Origin of the sequence: Aegicerativicinus sediminis (assembly GCF_015476115.1) — a bacterium.
Taxonomy (GTDB): Bacteria; Bacteroidota; Bacteroidia; order Flavobacteriales; family Flavobacteriaceae; genus Aegicerativicinus; species Aegicerativicinus sediminis.
The window spans coordinates 2,534,847-2,557,679 of record NZ_CP064295.1; the positions used below are offsets into that span (position 1 = coordinate 2,534,847).

Here is a 22,833-nt window from a genome sequence, read left to right on the forward strand (position 1 = left end):
TTCGAAAAAAATATCCAGCCTTTTGGGGCTGGATATTTAATTTGGAAAAAAGCATATATTATTTGATCTCCCCTAAATTATTCTCAAATACATATTTGCCTAATTCTTTTCCTTGTCGCTGGCCAACAATTATGGCATGTCTAAAATGGTAGCCAACGTATATTCTAGATTCCGCATTTTCTTTTGAAATCTGGGAGAAACTTGTTATGTGTCGTTCCGTGCCAGGAACATGGTAAGGGCTCGTCGCAATTAAATCTGTTTCATCCGTGTCGAAAAATGATTGGAATACGGCGGCGGCTGCTCCACCACAATAGGAATGGGTAGATGGGTATTCTGGGGTAGGGGGTGTGGTGGCAATTGGTGTCCAATTAACATCGCCAATAGTTGCATCAACTCCATCAAAATCTCCTGCTCGTACGGCTGTGATGGGTCGCCAGAAATTAAAGAATTTTTTCCCTTCAAAGGAGGCAATATATGCATCAATCTGAGACATTTCTATTAGGGCAATTAATCTCGCAGCCTCCCAACCATTCAGCTCTTTTTCCACAATTAAGGTTCTTGCAATCCTATTCATCATACTTGTAGTATTCTCGATCCAAAAGAAACCAATTTCTGTCTGTTCGGCCGTTCTGTCAGTACAGGTTGTACATCCTAATAATTTAACTTCATTATAATCATCAATGTAATTCTGGGAATTGAGCGGATATAAATCCTCATCTCTAAATTGGTCCCCAGAATCTATCCCAAATGGGGTAAGATCGCCAAGATTATATGCATATACTGCATTTGCAGGCCACCTTGGAGGATTGGCAATCATCCAGGGCATAAAATTAGCTTGGTAATCTCCAGGATCCGTGTTCCCTGTAAATGTTTCAAATTCTAAAGGAAAATCCCCCTGTCTTTTAATCAGGATAGCTGAGGCTGCATCTTTGCCAATGGAGATACCTAGTTGCTTGGAATCTTCATCTGAAATGGTTGAAAGCACTTGGTTTAATTTTTCATCTGCTCCCGGTTGCGAGGGTGGAAATAAAAATACCATAACATCTCTAGCGGCCTGTGAAACTGCTGCATCTGCCATTGCTTGTATATTTTTTTTGCTAACGAAACTAGCATCAACGGCTGTATTATCTAAAGCATAAGTGTGGTATTTTGGAACCACGTTATTAAGGGCATCATGCATAGCGATGGTAACCATGGCGTAAATTTTGGCAGAAAGTGGTTGAGGTAGTTTTTCGTCTACAGCAGCACCAAGTAATTCATTCCACTCTACGATGGTTTGACTGTCGTAAGATTTGATCATCCCGTTGTTGTATTTTCTAAGGGAATTTTCATCTGTAATTAGGAGTTCAGACGGAGAAGTGTCTAAATCCTCTTGTTCACATGAATTAAAAAGTAGGATAGGAAGTATCAGGGCTCCAAAAATTTTAAAATAAGGTTTCATGACTCGTTATGTATTTAATTAAAACCAAATGTAGATTCCTTCTAGCTAAATAAAATTTAGGTATGACAATGGAACAAATAATAGGGATAAATAATGCATTTAGGTCGACGAAGGATTTTGAAGCCTAGTATTGTTGTTTATAAAAACTTAAATTAATGTTAATTTAATTTTATATATTCGTAATAATCAGCAATAAATAAATATGAAGGATAATCCCTTAAATGGATTTTGCCCCCTTCAAGTATTGAATTTCTCCCTACCGTTTTTTTGTATTATAGTTTTATTTTTTGGTTGTTCTGGCTCTCTGCCTGAAAACGTTTATCAAGAATATGAGGCCTTACCAGAAACAATAGACTATAATTACCATATTAAACCTATACTATCAGATCGTTGTTACGCCTGTCATGGGCCAGATGTAGCAACACGAAAGGCAGGTTTGAGATTAGATCTTGAAGAAGAGGCATTTAAAAAATTGCAATCAGGAAACTTCGCATTTGTACGAGGGCATGGCCTAAAAAGTGAAGTTATCCAGCGACTTATTAGTGGTGATCCTGAAAAAGTGATGCCGCCACCCGATAGTGAATTGGAAATTTCCGACCGGGAAATAGCATTGATTGCCAAATGGCTAGATCAAGGTGCAGAATGGAAAGAACATTGGGCGTTTATTCCCTTGGAGACAATAACACCTCCTTCTATTACTGAAGACTGGAAACAGTTTAATCCTATTGACAACTTTATTCAGGATAGGTTAAAATCCACTAACCTAAATCCCTCTCCCCAAGCCGAAAAGGAATACCTGATAAAAAGGGTTACCATGGATTTAACAGGACTTCCTCCAACAATTGAAGAAATTGATAGGTTTTTAAATGATTCTTCCCCAAATGCATTTGAAAATGTTGTGGATCGACTGCTTCAAAGCGATGCTTGTGCGGAACGTTTGGCTCAAGAATGGCTAGATGTTGCAAGGTATTCTGACTCCCACGGGGTGTCTTTCGATGGTTATCGTACATCTTGGCCATATAGGGATTGGCTTATTAATGCATTTAAGCAGAACATGCCTTATGATGAATTTATTACCCAACAATTGGCTGGTGATCTAATCGAAGATCCAAATGAGGAAACAATAAAGGCCACGGCATTTCTTCGTCTAAATCCATTGGAAGCTTCTGGAGGTTCTATTGATGAAGAGTTCCGTCTTGAATATGTCAATGAAAGGGCTTCAATGGTCGGAACTGCATTATTAGGTTTAACCGTTGAGTGTGCCAAGTGTCATGATCATAAGTTTGACCCTATCCAACAAAAAGAATTTTATCAATTATCAGCATTTTTTAACAATACTCAGGAATATGGATTGGCACCTGTTGATGCTGATAGACCACCAAGTTTAATATTGTTAGATGATAAGCAAAAAGGTGAAATAAATGAATACTTAAAAACTCTAGATAAAGAAGAGCAGAGGATATCAGACATTAAAAATACTGGTTCATTTGAATTTGATAAGGAGCTACCTATTAGTTCACCTACTGATTATGTGGCCTATTATCCATTTGATAAAATAGAGTTCTATAAAAAAGAAATAAAACGTCGTCCACCACCTGATGATGAAGACGATAAAAAGAAGAAAGAAAAAAAGAAGAAAGAAAAAAAGGAACCTAAGAAAAAAATCTTTCAGGAAATCCAAATTTTAGATGGCAATAAGAAGGAAGAGGCAAACCTTAAGATAACATTAGAAGAAGGAAAATATGGCAAATCCTTATTTTTTAATGAGGAATATGATGTGGTGAGCCTTAGAAAAGTGGGAGAGTTCGACCATATGGATTCTTTTAGTGTGAGTGCTTGGATTTCTACAAACCAAGATTCTATTGGCTCTACGCAGACAATAATTGGAAACTCTGGTAATATTTTTCAATACCATAGGGGCTGGGATATGGTTTTAGATTCCACAAATCACCTTCGAGTTCGGATGATTCATAGGCTACCGGATGAGTTTATTTCTGTGACATCCCAAGAGGAAATTTCTCCCAATGATTGGAACCATGTCGGTTTTACCTATGACGGAAGTAAGTCTTCTAAAGGAATTTCATTATTTCTAAATGGGAAAAAATTATCTACAGTTACAAATTATGATAAGTTAAAAAGGTCTATTCTTCCCATTAATGATGAAATGAAACGTGATACTATTCCCTTATTAGTTGGTAAAAGCTTTAGACTTTGGACGGGGGACCTAGGAATGTTCTCTGGCAAAATTGATGAAATTAAAATTTATAAACGGCAGTTGTCCCAATGGGAGATGGGACTTCTCGGAGAAGCTAATTTAGATGCCAAGTCTGCCGACCTTTTGAAAGACCATTGGTTTATTTACAACCAACAGTTGGCTGCCGATCGTGAGAAATTGAGGGAAGTCAGGACAAAATTAACTCGGGTTTTGGATAGCGCAAATGAGCTGATGGTAATGAAAGAGTTAGATAAGCCCCGAAAAACTTATGTGTTAGATAAGGGTATTTATAACCAACCTTTAGAAGAGGTTAAACCAGGAGGAATTAGTAAAGTATTGCCTTATAATGAGGAACTACCTCAAAATAGATTGGGGCTTTCAAAATGGCTGTTGGATAAGAAAAATCCTGTTGTGCCTCGCGTAGCTATTAATAGGTATTGGCAAATGATTTTTGGTAAAGGTTTGGTGAAAACATCTGAAGATTTTGGAAGTCAAGGCGACCGTCCCACCCATCCAGAATTATTGGATTGGTTGGCAAAGGATTTTATGGAACATGATTGGGATATAAAATATGCTTTAAAACAAATGGTGATGTCTTATACCTATCAGCAATCTTCCAAAACTTCAAATCTTGATAGGGAAATAGATCCAGAAAATAAATTATTGGCAAGAAGCCCTTCTTATCGTTGGTCCGCGGAAATGATTAGAGACAATGCGCTTAAGGCAAGCGGCTTATTAGTGGAAAAAATAGGTGGGCCCAGTGTTAAACCATACCAACCAGAAGGTCTTTGGAAAGAAGTGATCCAAGCCTCAGGTGTTCTTAAAAAATATAAACAAGATACGGGGGATAATTTATATCGAAGAAGTTTGTACACCTTTTCTCGAAGGTTTGCACCAAATCCATTTATGATTAATTTCGATGCGACACCTCGAGAGATTTGTAATGTAAGAAGGAGTAATACCAATACCCCCTTACAGGCCCTTACTTTATTAAACGATCCTCAATTTGTGGAAGCATCACGAGTTTTATCTGAGAAGGTTCAAAATTCTTATCCTGATGATACCCAAAAGCAGATTGAATTGGCCTTTAGGCGAGCAACTTGTTTAACACCTACAGAGGATCAAATAGAAATACTCAATGAGCAGTATCAGCAATCAGTTAGCAAATTTGAGACAAATCCAAAATTGGCAGATTCCTTATTACAAGTAGGTGAGTTTCCCATCGATGAAAATCTACCCAAGACAAATACAGCGGCGTTAACGCTGGTTGTAAGTACCATATTTAATTATTCTGACACTTATTTGAAACGATAAAATGGAACACGATCACCACCACCATAAACCGATTACCCGTAAGGAATTCTTGAGCAAAGCCTCCTTAGGTTTAGGAGCTATGTCTATGGCTTCATTGATAAACCCTATCAATCTATTTGGCCATAATAGTTTTCTCAATTCAGGAAACCACCTTGTTCCAAAAGCAAAGAGGATTATTTATTTAAATATGGTTGGTGCACCTTCCCAATTAGATTTGTTTGATTACAAACCTATTCTAACCAAAATGCACGGGCAAGAATTGCCAAATAGTGTAATGGGAGATAGGGTAACGGCTACGGCTGCTGCCCAAGCAACCAAGCCAGTTGTTATGCCTATATATGCCTTCAAACAAAGAGGCCAGAGTGGGATGTGGATGAGTGATTTATTACCTTATATGTCGCAGGTTACGGATGAATTATGTATGATTAATTCAATGTTTACAGAGTCAGTGCAACACGAACCTGCACAAATGTTTACGCATACAGGGTCAGAAATACCGGGGAGGCCTACCTTAGGAGCTTGGGTGAGTTATGGTCTAGGTTCTGAAAATGAAAATTTACCTAGCTACATTGCTTTGATGACTAAAGGAAATGAAGGAGGCTCCTCCAGATTGCTTTCAAGTGGATTTTTGCCCGCAGAACATCAAGGTGTTCAATTTAGAAGTGGAAAAAATCCTGTGCTTTATTTGTCTAATCCTCCAGGTGTAACTGAAGACATTAGAAAAATTCAATTAAAGTCCTTGGGTGAAATGCAGGAGAAGGATTTTGATAACTGGGAGGATCCCGTTATAAAAGCAAAAATGGCTCAATATGAAATGGCCTTCAGAATGCAAACATCTGTACCAGAGGTAATGGATACTGAAGGTGAACCAGAACATATATATAAGCTATATGGAGAGGATAGCAAAAAGCCAGGAACCTTTGCTAATAATTGTCTATTAGCAAGGCGATTGGCTGAAAGAGGGGTTAGGTTCATTCAATTATATCATGGAAACTGGGATCATCATAGCTTTTTGCCTAAAGCAATTCCAACGAGATGTAAAGAGGTGGATCAGGCATCTGCAGCGCTTATAATGGACCTCAAACAAAGAGGGTTACTTGAGGATACCTTAGTAATTTGGGGCGGTGAATTTGGCAGGACGAGTTTTTCTCAAGGGCAATTAACAAAAGACAATTTCGGAAGAGACCATCACCCAGATGCTTTTACAATATTAATGGCTGGAGCGGGGGTTAAAAAAGGTTTAACCTATGGGTTAACAGATGAATTTGGCTACCATGTCGTTGAAAATAAAGTTCATGTTCATGATTTAAACGCTACAATTTTGCATCTTATGGGATTAGATCATGAAAAGTTAACTTATAAGTACCAAGGTCGACGTTTTAGACTTACTGACGTTCATGGTATTGTAGCTAAAGATATACTGGCTTAATGGACATTGAAACTTTTGTAGGGCGATTTCATCCCATTTTCGTCCATTTGCCAATCGGAATTTTTATAATTGGCTTTCTCATCGATGTTTTAATTAGGTTTAAGCCTCAATACTTTCCTAATTCATTAAAGGTTTTAAAATTTATATATGCCACGGCATTTATTTCTGCGCTTATTGCGGTCATAACAGGTCTCCTTCTGTCGTGGTCTAATAACTATGAAGTAGATCGGTTAAATCTTCATAGGAATTTAGGATTATTTTCATTGGCGGCGTTGGCCGTTCTCTTGTTTTTTACTTTAAGTAAATCCTTTAAGAAGGAGAAAGCTAGGTTTGTATTTTCCATTATTTGTGTGCTTTTAATAGCTCTAACAGGTCATTTTGGAGGTAATCTAACGCATGGTCCTGATTATCTATTAGAGAAAGGACCTAAATTTCTTCAGGGTTATACTGAGAAACCTTTGTATGAAAATGAACAGTTTAAAACTGTTAATCCGGACTCACTTAACATATACTTGTCTATAGTTAAACCATTAATTGGTAGAAAATGTCTCGGTTGTCATGATTCAGAAAATGCCCTGGGTAATTTGAGTCTTGTTAACTTGAGTGATTTCAAAAATAATTTGAAACACGAAAATTTGATTGTGTCTGGTAATGCTCTCGAAAGTGAATTTTTTAAAAGAATAAGCTTGCCTATAGATGACCAATATGCTATGCCTCCAAATAATAAAAAATTAAACTATACAGATATTCAGGTAATTAAGTATTGGATAGACAATGGGGCTGATAGCCTCAGTTATTTTTCTTCGGATTTAATGACCTCTGAATTAATAGGTTTGGTGAAAAGGGATTATGGATTGGATTATACACCAAAGCCTTTTTATGAAAAAATAGCAGTGGAAAAGGTTGGTGATAGTATGATAAAAACATTAAAAAGCAATAAAATAGAAGCTAATTACTTGTCCGAATCTAACAATTTATTGGATGTTAAAATCAATGTTGATTCAATATCAGAGGTTCAAATTGAAGGACTTAATAAAATTGCTGATAAAGTTACTTTTCTGAACATTGAAGGTTGTAAACTTAATAATATTCTGTTGCAGAAATTATCGACTTTTCCAAATTTAACCAAGTTGAATATCTCCGATAATCAAATATTAAACGAGGATGCATCTTGGCTGTTAAAACAGGATAAATTGGAAGTTTTGAATTTGAATGGGACATTAATCTCAACGGATGTACTGAACTCTATTTTAAGTATGCCAAAAATAAGGCGTATTTATGTTTGGAATACAAATGTGCCAGCAGAGGAGTTAGATGATTTACGTAATAAAAATTCAGGCATTGAGATAATTTCTGAATTTACCTTTGAAGAATTTGAACAGCCGATACCAGTATTTTCAGCTGAAGAGCGGTAATAATGATATTTCTATTATTGTGAAACATCCTTGCAAGTTTTATTACCATTAGCATCGGTTGCACAAATTGTCAATGCCTTATCGTTGACTTCAGGTACTTTTACCCACCATAAATTTTCACCATACCATCTCAAAGGTGTACCAAAAGTTTCATTTCCCATAATAATCTCGATGGATTTCCAATCTTGGGGCATGTTAGGGCTTTTATTATCATGAATCCTAGCTCGTATTTCTATAGTATTATCGATGCTATCCAATTCTTTTGAAATGTGACTAATTATAGGTGGTGCGGAATCTTTTAGAATTGTATTTCCTATAAATATCCGTTCTTCTATTCCTTCACTGCCTTCGCCTTGACCCATAACAATATCTAATTTACCATCATTATTTATATCAGAAACTGCAATTGAAAGTGTTAGGGGAGTAGGGCTTCCTTTTAAAACAGGTTGAAAAAGTTTAAACCTACCATTGCCATCATTTTCCAATAATCGGTCTTCTCCCGTTAAAGAGCTAACCAAAAAGTCAGCATCCCCATCAGAATCATAATCTAAGAAAACGACATTATTATCATCCTTTCCTATATTTTCAGTATCTGGCCATAATACAGTTGTAGTATCAACAAAGTAGTTGCCTTCTTTATTGATAAACAAATGTTCTCTCCTAGAACTAGATTTACCATCTACAATGTCACCGTCATTTATTGTTACTAGATCCAAATAGCCATCCGAATTTACATCCATGGGCTCGAAATCGTAATTATTAGTATATGCAGGAAGTCCACGGATATTCTTAAAATTTCCATCCCCATCATTTTGAAAAAGCCGACTATTTCCACATCGTTTACAAGAAATTGCGATATCCAAATCAAAATCATTATCAAAATCGATAAATTCTAAGTCCCATGAAAACTGAATTAAAATATCAGGCATTTGTGTATCGGTTACATCAGTAAAATTTCCAAATCCATCATTTAACCATAGCATTGTTCTTCCACCCGCATTACTCATGTTATTTCCAGGTCCCCAATCTGTTAAAACTAAATCCAAGTCTCCATCAAAATCAACGTCACCTATTTCAATGTCGCCGACACTTGCATTTTTTTTAGGGAAATTAGTTGATGTAACATTTTTAAAAGTTCCATTTCCTGATCCTAAATACAATTGGCTTTGTGTTTGGTATGTTGTGCCAATTATTAAATCAACGATGTCATCGTTATTTATATCTCTTGCCTTAATGACTCTTGAAATGAATTTTGCCTCACCAAATATATCTTTAGTAACTTCTGAAAATTGAGTATCTGGACCTTGATTTATAAAAATTCGACTATATTCTGCCTCACCTGGTTCAGAATAATTACCGCCATTAGCAAATAATAAGTCTACTCTACCATCATCATTTAGATCGGCAATTTCAACACGATTTGTCCATTCCTTGGTCGCTGGCAAATAAGTCTCTGTATTGTCTACCCAAAGTTCTTCAAAATTAACATCAGAATTGAGTTTCTTGGAGGTTGTTTCCTCTTGTTTACATGAGAAAACTAGCAACAATAATAGAATTAGGATGCAATAGGTTCTAAAACGAATGGTTAATAAAACCATATAAGAATTGAATTAATTTTTATGAACCTCTTTTTAGTTCTGTTTTTTTTGGAAATATTACTTTAAGATTAAAAATTCCACTCTACGATTAATAGAATGTTCCAATTCTGAGCAGTTACTTCCGCAATTAACCAAAGGCTGTGATTCTCCAAAACCTCTAGATTGTAAACGATCTTTGCTTATACCGTTGGCGATTAAATATTCCATAGCTGATTTGGCCCTGTTCTCAGATAAAAACATGTTGTAATTGTCTGGGCCACGAGAATCGGTATGGGCCCCAAGTTGAACTTCCATCCTTGGATATTTGTTCATCAAATCAATTAATATGTTAAGGGTTTTACCGGCCTGAGGAAGGATATCCCATTTATTGAAATCGAAATAAAGATTTTCTAATGCTATATAGTTGAAACCATCCCGTTCCACAACAATTTCTTCTGCGTCATCATAGGATAGCAATTCAATTTCTAACTCTTTCTCTACTACGCCATTAACATCGGTTGTAAATTCTTCTGTTGTAGGGATGTATAGATCTTTTAAAGCCTCAATTTTATAAGAGGAATTAGGTTTGGTTTTAAATTCGAAATTTCCATTTTCATCCACCTGCATTTCGGTAATTTTTTCGTCTTTATCATTAAATAAAATAACTGTTGCGCCTTGGACAATTTCCTTGGTTGTTTTATCAATTACCTGTCCCTTAACCAAATTATTATATTTCGGTTTTCTTATAAAACTATAGAGGTTATCCGTTCCAGATCTATTTGATGAAAAATAACCATGGTTTATTTTGTCTATTACATATCCAAAATCATCAAGGCCAGAATTGATTGGTTCACCAACATTTGAAGTCTCAATTTGGCTATCGCTGAGGATTGTCATGAAAACATCTAAGCCGCCAAGTCCCTGATGACCATCTGAAGCAAAATATAATGTATCACCTGTTATAAAAGGAAACTGGTCTCTTTGTTTCGAATTAATTCTTGGGCCCATATTTACGGGCGCTCCGAAGGTGCCATTGGTGATATCGACATAATAAATATCAAAATTACCTAAACCACCAGGCATGTCGCTAGAGAAATAAAGTTTTGTGCCATCACTACTTAAGGCAGGATGCTGAGTAGAATATAGATTGCTGCTAAAAGGCAATTCCTTAACGTTTGTCCAAGTTGAATCCTTTAATTCTGCCTTAAATATTTTAACGTTGGCAATCTTCTCCTCTCCAATTTTAACACGTTTATTATTTGTTCTGGAGAAATACATCGTTTTTCCATCCTTGGTGAAGGTGGCATTACTTTCGTGGGTACGAGTATTAATTTTATCTGAAAATGGATGGATATTCTTCAGTTCACCTTCCTTGTCCACAGTTGCTTCAAATAAATCTAGATAAGGTTGATTGTTCCACTCATAATTAGGGCTACTAGAATTTCTGGTTGATGCAAAGACAACCTTATCTCCGTAATATGAGATCCCAAAGTCACTAGATTGACTTTTTTTCAATTGCTTAATTTCATGTATGTATTCAGATTTTTCTTCAGTTTCAACTCTAAATCTGGCAGTATTTACCTGTGAGCCTCGATAGGTTGACATGAATTTATCAGCTTGTTCATAATCATTCAAGCCCATCAAGGTTTGGGCATATCTGAAGTAAATTTCTTCAGGAATACTATCCTTATATTTTTCGAATAATTTCTTATATGCTTTAGCAGCAGCACCCATTTTAGAGTTGAAGTAATAAGAATCTCCTAGGTTTTGAAGGACTTGTCTTCCAGTTCCTAGTTTTTCATACATGCTGGCCGCCTCTACATAAGCTTTTTTCGCAAAAAGTTTATTTGCTCTTTCAAGAAGCTGTACGTTCTGTGCAAAACCTATTGTGGTGATGCCAAAAACAAAGAATAAAATTAAATACTTTTTCATTCTATTAGCTTTAAAAGAATCTAGGTGATTTATCGATTCCCATTCCGAACAGATCAATATCAAACAGTAACATTATTTCGTGGGTTCCATTATTAAATCTGCCCAAATTTGAAACGGTATGGTCATATGCATATCCTATTCGCAGTGCCCTATTTATTTTGAAATTAACCATGGCATTCATTGCATCTCCAAAACGATAGCCTAAACCGAATTCTAATCTGTCATTATATAAAACATTGGCATTTAAATCCATTGACAAGGGAGCACCACCCACTGCCTTAGTCATAAAGTTTGGTTTTAGCTTCCATTTATCATCCAATTCAAAAATATAACCTCCAGTAAGGAAAAAGTGAATTTCTTCTTTACCTAATGCCACTATTCCACTGTCTTTTTCGAGATGTTTAGATTTAAGTAGGTTAGGGGCGGAAAGGCCTGCATAAAAATTATCACCGAAGAAAAATACACCCATTCCTATATTCGGAAAGGTCCTGCTTAAATTTTCACTAAAGGCTGGGTCTGGTTCAGGATCTGAATAAATGAAACCGTTATAATTTGTACTAAAGAAAGTAGCACCTGCTTTAAGTCCAAAGGATAATTTGCTCCAATCATTTAGGGTTAATACATAAGCATAATCTAGAAACACATTCGTTTCTTTAACAACATCACCAATTTCGTCGTGTACTATGGAAATTCCCCCTTCCATTTTCTTGGCTATTGGTGTATGTGCAAAGAACATACCTGTAGTCGGTCCACCAACAGCTCCTACCCATTGGGCCCTATAAAATGCCCCAAGATTTATAGTTTCAGGATCGTCCGTAGCGTAAGCAGGATTCAATATACTCATGTTATAGAGATATTGAGTGGATACTGGATCCTGTTGGCCGAAGATCTTTTCTGGAGTACCAAATAGTAATACTACAATAAGCAGGATCGAAATTTTATATGGATTATGATGCGTCTTCATGTTACCTACTTAAATAAACCCTCCCTTGTTTTGTTTTTCGCTCACCATCATTGAAATCCAAAATGTAGAAATATACCCCTGTAGGTGCAGTCCCACTACCAAGTGTTGAGTCTGCATCGGATCTTCCATCCCAATCATCCTTATTTATGTTTCCTGTATACAGCCAATTTCCGTAACGGTTAAATATTTTTAAATTGAAATTTGGATAATATTCTCTTAGATTTACTATTGTGAAATTATCGTTAATACCATCGCCGTTTGGAGAAAAGCCATCTGGTATAATAAGTAGCTTTTCACAATCTAAAACCGAAACAGTTACTACCAAACGTTGAAAACTTTCACAAGTTTTTAAGTTGTACACGCCATAATATGTTCGGCCATCTATTAAAGATTCATTTTCCGACAAAATCGTTCCTCCTTCTGCAGTGTCATACCAAACAACGGATTGACTATCAACTAAATTACCAGATAAACTAGCTATTGTTGGGTCATCGAAGGAGCAAAACTCATTTCCTCCTTCAATAATTTCTGGAGTCGGTACTTCTATTACATTAAATTCAACCTCTTCTAGGTCTAAAACTATTGAACTACAATTAGATGATACCGAAGTAATTCCAATAACCGTTAAAATTGTATTTCCTGAATTAGGAATGTCGGTATGAGGTATGGTAAAAGTTCCCTGACCGTTAGTAAATACTGCAGTTGAAGAATTATCTATTTCGTTAGAATCTGTTAATATATAATCGATAATATATTCTCCATCCGGTAATGAAGAGGCTCCAGAAATGGCAGCAAATCCATCGGTCCCAAGGCAAGGAGCGCCAATTGTAAGAGTGGCACCATCCAAATTTGGCTCACCAACAAAAACAACTGTTACGGTAGCTTCATCTTGAATATTACAATTTCCATTTGTAAGAACGGTATAAGTATAATCCCCTTCGGAATCAACTGCAGGATCAAAAACTCCAGAACCACTTGTTAGGGCTGGAGACCAAGTACCTCCAACCTGGGCGTCGTCTCCCAAAAGCAAAAATAAATCTTGTGTTGAACCGTCATTGCAAATTTCTAGAGTGGTATCATTTCCTGCATTAGGGCCTTCCAATTTTGTTACTGTAACCATTGAGGACACATCTGGGCATGAACCATTTCCACTTAGGGTATAGATGTAATCCCCAGAACTATCCACTGCTGGGTCAAATATTCCACTTCCACTTGCCAATGCTGGTGTCCAAGCACCCCCTGTATCGGGATTCCCCCCCAAGCTATCAAACAGGTCTATTGGCGAATCATTGGAGCAGATCTCGAGTGTTCCATCTTCCCCTGCGTCCAATTGATCTACAATCGTTACGGAGACCTCGGCCGATTCATCAGCGCAAGGCCCTGTTCCATTTACTGTATAGGTGTATGTCTCCGCTGTGTCTATCGCTGGGTTGAATTCACCGGTTCCGCTCGCAAGTGCAGGAGACCATATGCCCCCAGTGTCTGGGCTTCCCCCCAGATAATCAAACAGGTTGACCGCGTCTGCACTTGAACAGATTGTTAAGTTGCCATTGGTTCCTGCATCGGGTTTCTGAACTACAGCCACGCTGACGGTTGCCGATGCATCTGGGCAGGGCCCGTTTCCACTTACGGTGTATGTGTAATCCCCAGCGCTATCAATGGCTGGGTCGAAAAGGTTGGTTCCGCTTGCCAATGCTGGAGACCAGCTTCCCCCAGGGTCTGGGGTGCCCCCAAGGCTTGCGGTGAGGTCGAAAGCCGAGTCGTTTGAGCAGATCTCGAGCGTACCGTCTGTACCTGCATCAGGTTCATCGGCGATGGTTACGGAAACTTCGGAAGTTTCTGGGCCACATGGTCCGGAACCATCCACTGTATAGGTATAGGTTCCTGCTGCATCCACGGCAGGGTCAAAAATCCCCGTGCCACTGGACAGGGCAGGCGACCATGTCCCGCCAGAGTCGGGTGAGCCTCCAAGGCTATCGAATAGGTCCACGCTCGGGCCATTTGAGCAGACCTCAACGGAACCATCCATACCAGGGTTGGGCTCTTGAGCAACGGCAACCACCACTTGGGCACTTACTTCGTTACAGTCGCCATCCGCGGCTATCGTATATGTATATGTTCCTTCTATATCCACTGCTGGGTCAAATATTCCACTTCCACTTGCCAAGGCTGGTGTCCAAGCACCCCCTGCATCGGGATTTCCCCCCAAGCTATCAAACAAGTCTATTGGCGAATCATTGGAGCAGATCTCGAGTGTTCCATCTTCCCCTGCGTCCAATTGATCTACAATCGTTACGGAGACCTCGGCCGATTCATCAGCGCAAGGCCCTGTTCCATTTACTGTATAGGTGTATGTCCCCGCTGCGTCTACAGCTGGATCGAATTCACCGGTTCCGCTCGCAAGTGCTGGAGACCACATGCCCCCAGTGTCTGGGCTTCCCCCCAGATAATCAAACAGGTTGACCGCGTCTGCACTTGAACAGATTGTTAAGTTGCCATTGGTTCCTGCATCGGGTTTCTGAACTACAGCCACGCTGACGGTTGCCGATGCATCTGGGCAGGGCCCGTTTCCACTTACGGTGTATGTGTAATCCCCAGCGCTATCAATGGCTGGGTCGAAAAGGTTGGTTCCGCTTGCCAATGCTGGAGACCAGCTTCCCCCAGGGTCTGGGGTGCCCCCAAGGCTTGCGGTGAGGTCGAAAGCCGAGTCGTTTGAGCAAATCTCGAGCGTACCGTCTGTACCTGCATCAGGTTCATCGACGATGGTTACGGAAACTTCCGAAGTTTCTGGGCCACATGGTCCGGAACCATCCACTGTATAGGTATAGGTTCCTGCTGCATCAACGGCAGGGTCAAAAATCCCCGTGCCACTGGACAGGGCAGGTGACCATGTCCCGCCGGAGTCGGGTGAGCCTCCAAGGCTATCGAATAGGTCCACGCTCGGGCCATTTGAGCAGACCTCAACGGAACCATCCATACCAGGGTTGGGTTGTTGAATAATTGTTATAGAAACAATAGACGTTGCATCAGAACAGGGCCCGGTTCCATTAACCGTATAAGTATAATCTCCAGCACTATCGACTTCTGGGTTGAAAATTCCACTTCCACTTGCCAATTCTGGTGTCCATGTCCCACCTGATTCGGGCGTTCCACCCAATAAAGTAAATAAATCAACTGTTGAATCATTACTGCAAATTTCTATTGAAGCATTTTCACCTGCGTTTGGTTCGGGAATAAGGGTTACAACAACTGAGGAAGAAGATGGACCACAGGGGTCAATACCTTCTACTGTATATGTATAGGTGCCAGCTGAATCAACTAAAGGATCAAAAACACCAGATCCACTTGTCAATGTTGGGGACCAAGATCCACCGGTGTCAGGTGAACCTCCCAATATTGTAAACAAATCCAAACTACTATCATTTGTACACAAATCAATTGAGCCATCAATACCTGAATTAGGTTCTTGAATTATTGTAATCGTAACATTTGAACTTGCATCTTCACAAGGACCTGTTCCACTAACTGTATAGGTGTAAATGCCAGAACTGTCTATAGAAGGGTCAAAAATTCCTGTTCCACTATCCAGTGATGGTGTCCAGGTTCCACCAGTGTCTGGTGTTCCATTTAATAGAGTAAAAAGATCTATGGGAGCATCATTGCTGCATATTTCGGCTGAACCATCCTCCCCTGAATTTGGTTCAGGAATTATATTCACCTCAACCTCGGCAATATCAGGATCACAAGGTCCATTGCCTATTACGGTATAGGTATAGGTTCCTCCCACATCAATGGTTGGATCAAAAATTCCTGTTCCACTGGCTAAGACAGGAGACCAAGTTCCCCCGGTTTCGGGAGTGCCGCCTAAGTAGTCAAATAAATTAATGGGGGTGCCATTACTGCAAATATCTATTGAGCCATTTTCTCCAGCATCGGGTTCTTGATACACTGTTACACTTACAATAGAGGTGGCAGGTCCACAAGGGGGTGTACCTGTAACTTCATAAGTATAGTCTCCAGAGGAATCAATTGATGGGTCAAAAATATTACCACCACTATTTAGTGCAGGAGTCCAAGTTCCTCCAGATTCAGGAGCGCCGCCTAAAAGTTGGAATAAATTTACCGGTGCATCATTACTGCAAATTTCTAATGTCGCATTTTCACCTGCATTAGGTTCAGCAACAATTATAACAGAAACTGTTGCAGATGTTGGAGGGCAAACACTATTCTGTTTTTCTACAGTATAAGTAAAAACATAAGGACTTCCATCAACAGTCATTAATGAGGTATCCAGGTTGCCGTTGCCTCCTCCAGTTGTTGGAAATGGACCTGTCCATTCACCATTATTATCGGGGTTACCTCCTAGTCCATCTTTGAGTTTTACAAAACCTGAAGAAATATCGGTTTCGCAAATTAATATTTCACCATTTTCTCCCGGATTATTTATAGGATCTAATTTTATAAATACCCTAAACCTTTGACTACTTTCACACGGTGGATCCACTGTAGTAGCATAATAATCTTCATTATTGGAAAGCAAAGTATTTGGGTCGAGCGGAGTATTTGAAACATTTGTATTGTACCATCTAACACTACCAGAAACTACTATATCTGAAATGGTGGGTGGGTTATTTGGGTCGTTACAAAAAGTTTGTTGAGAATCTCCTGTAGGGGTGGGAACATAACCTACCTGCACAAGAACTGAAAGTCTTGAGGTTCTACATCCTGTTACTGGATTTAACTGATCTGCATAATAAAAAGAATCGTCAAAAATTTGGGTTGTAAGAGGAAGTGGGCTACCTCCGCTGGGAGTATTATACCATTGAACATCGTTGCCAATTGCAGTTAAATCCTCCAAGGTGGCATCAGCTAAATCTTCAACGCATACCCCTTGGAATGGTGAACCTAAAGGGGCACTGTAGATGACCACGTCCACTCTTTCACGTGTACCGCAACTACCAGTACTATCATCTGCATAATAATCTTCTCCATCTATTAATCCCTCGGTTGGTGAGTATGGAGTAGTGGATGTAGGGGTGTCATACCACACTATGCCACCACCATTATCCGTTGCTTGTAAATCTGAAATTAAAATTGATTCATTATCGCAAAAGGTTTGGACATTTTCGTTAATTGTTGGACATTGAGCGCTAACCGATTGGTTGATGCCGAAGCATAATTTGAAGAAAATGAAAATATGGATTTTAATAAATCCAGATAACTTTGTCTGTTGTGTTTTCAACACGATGTATTTAGTCATTTGATCGGTCTCGATTACCAAGCATTCTATTTAATTAATCTCCTTAATCCCTACTTGTGGATCATATTGGTACAAATAAAAACCATGATTTTCATAACCATTAGACCCTAGTTGGTATTGAAATTTTAAATTGAATTGTTTAGTTACTGAATTGTCAAATGTTCTGGTTAGTTCTTCATTTTGCGCAAGTCTTAATGCAGTATCGAAAATGATATCAAAACCATCTATAGCCTCTTCATTAGCTTGTGTGCCATAACGTTTGCTATAACTCCTTAAAAATTTTGCTTCGGAATTTGATACAATTAAAGGGGTGTTAGCCGGATACAGCATCTTTAAAATTCGGTACCTTTTTGTTGAAACTAAGGTTTCATCTGGAATGTAAGATCCATCCAATACCGCTAATTGCATTTGGTAATCATTAATCTTCGTTAACAGTAAATTTGTTACGCCTAAAAATACATTTGGGTCCGAGCTATCAATTATTACTGCATTCCCCTGATCCTTTTTTAGGGCTGCAGTTAAAAGGGATTTATCGAATATACCTTTGTCGTCGGTTTGAACATAATTCGGATTAGTTATTACAGATTCAATAACCTGAATATCATTCATTTGTTTTGGGTCGCTTACAACAACTACATTTAGATTTTTATTCTTTAGATAGTTAAGCAAACCTTTTTTAGAATCATCTGCTAATGGCCGTACACTTATAAGATTGTTATTATCACTACCAATATAAGACCAACTAAAAATTGGAGTCTTATCAACCGACTTGAGAGCTGTTTTTACCTCTTGAGATGGATTTTTTGGAATGATTATACCTGAGAAACTGTTGGAATTATTCGTTAAATCAGATATGGATTTGGTGTAAAGAGTTGCTTTAATTCCAATCATTCTTAATGAATCCATTGCCAAATTTGCACCTCTCATGAAGTTAGCATGAACATCGTCATTACCGTGCATTATAACTGCAAGTTCTACCTGTTTAGAAGTATTAACCGTCCTGCTTAAATTTACATAGCTAGAGGAAGAATTGGATATTGGAGAAACCTTTATTGAATTAACAGGCATTTTCAAGGTTGTCCCTGCCTTTAAGTTTTCAGAAACATGAGGGTTAAGTTTTGAAAATTCATCAACCGACATACCCGCTTTTTGACTCAGTCCCCATAACGTATCGTCAGGTTGAACCGTATATAATTCATACCCCTCAGAATTTGAATGGGTTACGATATTTACAGGCTCAGTTTTGTCTTCTTTCAAAGAATTCACTTCATTAACTGAAGTTGTAAGATAATTACCTTGATTGGTGTTGGGAATATGTAGAACTTGACCAATTTTCAACATTGGTTTTATGTGAGGATTTGATGCCTCAAGCTGCTCAACCGTAACACCATTATTTTTTGCTAGACTAAACTTGGTGTCGCCTGCAACAACAACATACATAGTAGCAGGATCTTTTGCATTAGACACGGTTATCACCTGCCCAGCTAACAATTGTCTTTTTATCTGAGGATTTTCATTTTCCATTTGTTCAATGGACACATCAAAAGCTCGAGCCAAACTAAATTTTGTATCTCCAGGTTTTACTCTATAAGTCCTGGTTGCCCTTGTAGGGTTTTGAAACTGAGTTGAATTTTGAAAATAATATGTTGCTGCAAAATTCTCGAAATGAAAAGTTGTGAAGAGGAAACAAGCTAAAAAAATGGCCATAAATCGGTTAAACCTAATTTGAAACCAGTTAGTTTTTAACGAAGTCATTATTATTAGTTTATTACTAGATTGGTGGCCTGTTGCTAAAAAGCGACTGATAATCAACTTATTAACAACAAATTGATTATATCGCTCCTACATAATTGAAACAATTATAGAACTAAGATAATAAACAAGTTGATTCTAGAGGCTTTTAGGTAAAGTGTTATTAACAATTTTATTAATAATCTAGCCTAATTTCACGATGTTACCATTGTTTGATGCAGATTTTCTAATGGCATCTACAATTATGATATCCCTTAAACCTTCCTCTCCAGGTACTAGTACTTCCGTATTATTTATGATGGCTAAAGCATCTTCATCCATTTGTTTAGCTTGTTGATTTCCCTGATAAGAAGAAATATTCTTTCCGTCACTGCTAGTAGCTTTCACACCGCGATATGATTGGAATGGTTGAACTTTAAACCACCCTTTGGTGCATTTGACATCTAAAATATTCCTATTTTCTGCAAAACTTGTTCGGCATGATGCCTTTATGCCTCCAGGAAACTCAAGATCGAAGGTTGTAATTTCATCAGCAGTAAATAAATCTTCCCGAATAATTTGTTGTTTAGCAGAAACAGAAATAGGTTCCAATCCTGTTGTGTATCTAACGGCATTTAAAGGATAAACTCCCATATCGAACATTGCTCCACCTCCTAATTTTTTGTGCTTTTTCCAATGCTCGGGATTTTGGCTTCCCATGCTAAAGCCCGCTTCTGCATAAATGGATGAAATAGACCCATATGGTTTCTTTTTATTCCAAGATATAATAGTTTGAGTTACTGGTTCGTGTTGCATTCTATAACCGATAGTGAGTTTGCGTTTGTTTTTATTGCAACTCTTTATCATTTCTCTACATTCCTCTTCATCCATTGCCATTGGTTTTTCACACCAAACATGTTTGCCTGCTTCAGCCCCGACAATTGTATATTTTTTATGTAAGCTATTTGGTAAGACTATATAAACCACATCAATTTCATTGTTGTCCGCTATTTGATGCATGTTTTCATAATTGTAAACATTTGAATCTTTAATGCCATATTTTTCTTGCCAAAAAGGGATTTTATCCGGTGAGCCAGTAACAATACCTTTTAATTCGCAATGTTGAGTCAATTGTAAGGCTGGAGCCAATAAATCAGTACTGTAATAACCTAAACCAACCAATGCTACACCGAGCTTCCTTTGCCGATTAGATTTGTATAAACCATATAGTGGTAGGGAAGAGGCTGCAAGAGCTAAACCGGTAGTTTTTATAAATGATCTCCTTGTTGACATATCTATCTTTTTATACCTATAAAGTACAAAAAAATATCAACCCAAATATTTGGCCAGGAATGGTTTTATTTTTTAATCAGAATTAAAACAAACCAGATATTTTCCCTTCCGGTGAAATGGAAATATTCTCTGCAGAGGGAGTTTCGGGTAAACCGGGCATTCTTAAAATATTTCCGGCAATTGGAATTATAAAACCGGCACCTGCGGCCAATTCAAATTCCCTAATATTGATGTCAAAATTTTCAGGTCGCCCTAATTGTTTTTCATCATCACTAAGGCTTTTTTGTGTTTTGGCCATACAAATAGGAAGATTGCCATACCCCATTTTTTCATAACGGTTAAGTTGTGCTTTAGCCTTATTGGACAGAATTACATGGTTAGCGCCATAAATGGTTTTGCATACCTTTTCCATTTTTTCTCTAATGCTATCTTCGAGTTGATAGGTTGGGGTGTATTTTGTGCTGCATTTTTCAGTAGCCTCAACAACTTTAGATGCTAAATCTGTGCATCCATTACCTCCTTCAGCCCAGCCATTATTTAACGCAACAGGCACCCCTAAACTATTACAATGTTGTATAAGCAAATCTTTTTCTCGCTCGGTATCACTCACAAAGGAATTAATTGAGACAACTATTGGCACATTGAATGTTTGTAAGCTTTTAATATGGCGTTCCAAATTAGGGAGGCCAGCCATTAAGGCAGCTGTATCCTCTTCTTTAAGTTCATTCAGGCTTTTTCCGCCATGGTACTTAAGTGCCCTAATGGTTGCCACTAAAACAATTGCTTTGGGTGAAAGTCCAGCTGCCCTACATTTGATGTTCAAAAATTTCTCAGCACCTAAGTCTGCTCCAAACCCCGCCTCGGTAACAGTAAAATTTGCTAATGCTAGTCCAGTTTTGGTGGCAATTATAGAATTTGTTCCTTGCGCAATGTTTGCGAATGGCCCTCCGTGGATTATTGCCGGGTTTCCTTCCAGGGTTTGAACCAGATTTGGTTTAATAGCATCCTTTAAAAGAACTGCCATAGCACCCTGTGCATTTAAATCTTTTGCATAGATTGGTTTGCCATCAAAAGTAGAGCCTATTAGAATTTGGCCTATGCGTTCTTTAAGGTCCTCAAAATCTTTGCTTAGGCACAATATTGCCATAATCTCGGAAGCCGCTGTTATGTCAAATCCAGATTCGCGTGGAATACCACCAGCCTTTCCGCCTAAAGCCACAATAATATTACGTAAGCTACGGTCATTCATATCCATGCAGCGTTTCCAAGTTACCGTGCGTGGATCTATATTTAAATTTCTGTTTTTACTTTGTATGTTGTTATCTATGAGGGCTGCTAATAAATTATTCGCCTTTTCAATAGCATTAAAATCACCAGTGAAATGCAAATTGATATCCTCCATTGGAATAACCTGACTCCAACCTCCTCCAGCAGCACCCCCTTTTATTCCAAATACCGGGCCTAAACTCGGTTCTCTTAGAACAACAACTGTTTTTTTCCCAATTTTGTTAAGGCCATCAGCCAAACCAATTGAAGTTGTTGTTTTTCCTTCTCCCGCAGGGGTAGGTGTAATCGCTGTTACCAATACCAGATTTCCTTCGGATTTATGAGTTATTTTTAAATCTAAAGGAATTTTAGCCTTATACTTTCCGTATAATTCTAATTGGCCTTCATTTAATCCTAGTTTTTCCGCTATTTCTTGAATCCGTTGAGGTTGAACGCTTTGTGAGATTTCAATATCTGTCATATAAGCCAATACTTAGTTAGTCCTACAAAATAGGAAATTTAGAAGACTTTTTTGGATAAGAATTTTCGTTTAGCTAAACAGCGGGTTGTATAATTTTCTATTGTAATGTACCAAAACAAAATTGAGAATTGCAACTACAAATGCTGGCCAATTTTCCATCAAATCTTGGTTTGAAATACTGAAAATCAAGAATGCTAAGCTTAATGGAAATAGAACAATCAGTAAAAATGGAACCCATTTGTTAAGTAAAATGAGAACGCCAACAATTATTTCAAATATATATAGTGCAGGAAGGTACGCAGCTACCGAATCAATAAACGCTTTTGAACTGTCTGGCATGGCCCCATAGCCAGTTGGAATGAAATGTAAAAATTGATTTAATGCGTACAGTATTAAAAACAAACCAAGAAAAATACGGAGAAATTTGTAGGTGGAATCGGTGGTTTTCATGTTGGATAATTTTAGAATGTTATAGTTATGTTTGAACAAAAATACACCGTCAATGTAGAGATTAT

General features: G+C 38.0%; 12 protein-coding genes. 3 read left to right on the forward strand and 9 right to left on the reverse strand.

Features of this window, described 5'->3' with window-relative positions; genetic code table 11:
- Nucleotides 1-58 precede the first annotated feature (58 nt).
- Nucleotides 59-1,441 (reverse strand): vanadium-dependent haloperoxidase, encoded by a 1,383-nt coding sequence (locus tag ISU00_RS11005; RefSeq protein ID WP_228850709.1) that lies wholly within the window; start codon nt 1,439-1,441, stop codon nt 59-61.
- A 202-nt stretch (nt 1,442-1,643) separates the two neighbouring features.
- On the opposite strand from ISU00_RS11005, the gene ISU00_RS11010 reads away from it, so the two are divergent.
- Genes ISU00_RS11010 through ISU00_RS11020 form a run of 3 tightly spaced genes read left to right on the forward strand, consistent with a single transcriptional unit; the run spans nt 1,644 to nt 7,814 of the window.
- Nucleotides 1,644-4,970 (forward strand): DUF1553 domain-containing protein, encoded by a 3,327-nt coding sequence (locus ISU00_RS11010; RefSeq protein ID WP_228850710.1) that lies wholly within the window; start codon nt 1,644-1,646, stop codon nt 4,968-4,970.
- Nucleotide 4,971: 1 nt separating this feature from the next.
- Nucleotides 4,972-6,399: a DUF1501 domain-containing protein gene (locus tag ISU00_RS11015; RefSeq protein ID WP_228850711.1), complete on the forward strand. Its 1,428-nt coding sequence runs from the start codon at nt 4,972-4,974 to the stop codon at nt 6,397-6,399.
- The gene (locus tag ISU00_RS11020) at nt 6,399-7,814 is read left to right on the forward strand and encodes a DUF2231 domain-containing protein (protein ID WP_228850712.1); all 1,416 of its coding nucleotides are present in this window, start codon (nt 6,399-6,401) and stop codon (nt 7,812-7,814) included. Before ISU00_RS11015 ends, ISU00_RS11020 begins: the two co-directional genes overlap by 1 nt.
- A 14-nt stretch (nt 7,815-7,828) precedes the next feature.
- On the opposite strand, the gene ISU00_RS11025 is transcribed toward ISU00_RS11020, so the two are convergent.
- The 8 genes from ISU00_RS11025 to ISU00_RS11060 all read right to left on the reverse strand — a co-directional run bounded on the left by ISU00_RS11025 (nt 7,829) and on the right by ISU00_RS11060 (nt 22,768).
- Nucleotides 7,829-9,358 (reverse strand): FG-GAP repeat domain-containing protein, encoded by a 1,530-nt coding sequence (locus ISU00_RS11025; RefSeq protein ID WP_228850713.1) that lies wholly within the window; start codon nt 9,356-9,358, stop codon nt 7,829-7,831.
- A 111-nt stretch (nt 9,359-9,469) separates the two neighbouring features.
- Nucleotides 9,470-11,323 carry an OmpA family protein gene (locus tag ISU00_RS11030; protein ID WP_228850714.1) on the reverse strand — a complete coding sequence of 618 codons (1,854 nt, stop codon included), beginning with the start codon at nt 11,321-11,323 and terminating at the stop codon, nt 9,470-9,472.
- 10 nt (nt 11,324-11,333) lie between these two features.
- Nucleotides 11,334-12,287 carry a PorP/SprF family type IX secretion system membrane protein gene (locus ISU00_RS11035; protein WP_228850715.1) on the reverse strand — a complete coding sequence of 318 codons (954 nt, stop codon included), beginning with the start codon at nt 12,285-12,287 and terminating at the stop codon, nt 11,334-11,336.
- Between the two features lies 1 nt (nt 12,288).
- Nucleotides 12,289-17,529, reverse strand: a complete 5,241-nt coding sequence (locus ISU00_RS11040; RefSeq protein ID WP_228850716.1) for a gliding motility-associated C-terminal domain-containing protein — start codon at nt 17,527-17,529, stop codon at nt 12,289-12,291.
- Nucleotides 17,530-17,577: 48 nt separating this feature from the next.
- Nucleotides 17,578-19,254 (reverse strand): LysM peptidoglycan-binding domain-containing protein, encoded by a 1,677-nt coding sequence (locus tag ISU00_RS11045; RefSeq protein ID WP_228850717.1) that lies wholly within the window; start codon nt 19,252-19,254, stop codon nt 17,578-17,580.
- 228 nt (nt 19,255-19,482) lie between these two features.
- Nucleotides 19,483-20,571, reverse strand: coding sequence for a Gfo/Idh/MocA family protein (locus ISU00_RS11050; protein ID WP_228850718.1), 1,089 nt, complete (start codon nt 20,569-20,571; stop codon nt 19,483-19,485).
- Nucleotides 20,572-20,653: 82 nt separating this feature from the next.
- Entirely contained in the window at nt 20,654-22,318 is a 1,665-nt protein-coding gene (locus ISU00_RS11055; RefSeq protein ID WP_228850719.1) for a formate--tetrahydrofolate ligase, read from the reverse strand.
- 69 nt (nt 22,319-22,387) lie between these two features.
- On the reverse strand, nt 22,388-22,768 hold the full coding sequence (locus ISU00_RS11060; protein ID WP_228850720.1) for a hypothetical protein: 381 nt from the start codon (nt 22,766-22,768) through the stop codon (nt 22,388-22,390).
- Nucleotides 22,769-22,833: the final 65 nt, after the last annotated feature.

What these genes read in the sequence shown, in the direction of transcription:
- ISU00_RS11060 (WP_228850720.1), bottom strand. Translation starts at nt 22,768, where the DNA reads ATGAAAACCACCGATTCCACCTACAAATTTCTCCGTATTTTTCTTGGT.
- ISU00_RS11015 (WP_228850711.1), top strand. Translation starts at nt 4,972, where the DNA reads ATGGAACACGATCACCACCACCATAAACCGATTACCCGTAAGGAATTC.
- ISU00_RS11010 (WP_228850710.1), top strand. Translation starts at nt 1,644, where the DNA reads ATGAAGGATAATCCCTTAAATGGATTTTGCCCCCTTCAAGTATTGAAT.
- ISU00_RS11035 (WP_228850715.1), bottom strand. Translation starts at nt 12,287, where the DNA reads ATGAAGACGCATCATAATCCATATAAAATTTCGATCCTGCTTATTGTA.
- ISU00_RS11050 (WP_228850718.1), bottom strand. Translation starts at nt 20,571, where the DNA reads ATGTCAACAAGGAGATCATTTATAAAAACTACCGGTTTAGCTCTTGCA.
- ISU00_RS11005 (WP_228850709.1), bottom strand. Translation starts at nt 1,441, where the DNA reads ATGAAACCTTATTTTAAAATTTTTGGAGCCCTGATACTTCCTATCCTA.
- ISU00_RS11055 (WP_228850719.1), bottom strand. Translation starts at nt 22,318, where the DNA reads ATGACAGATATTGAAATCTCACAAAGCGTTCAACCTCAACGGATTCAA.
- ISU00_RS11030 (WP_228850714.1), bottom strand. Translation starts at nt 11,323, where the DNA reads ATGAAAAAGTATTTAATTTTATTCTTTGTTTTTGGCATCACCACAATA.
- ISU00_RS11020 (WP_228850712.1), top strand. Translation starts at nt 6,399, where the DNA reads ATGGACATTGAAACTTTTGTAGGGCGATTTCATCCCATTTTCGTCCAT.
- ISU00_RS11045 (WP_228850717.1), bottom strand. Translation starts at nt 19,254, where the DNA reads ATGGCCATTTTTTTAGCTTGTTTCCTCTTCACAACTTTTCATTTCGAG.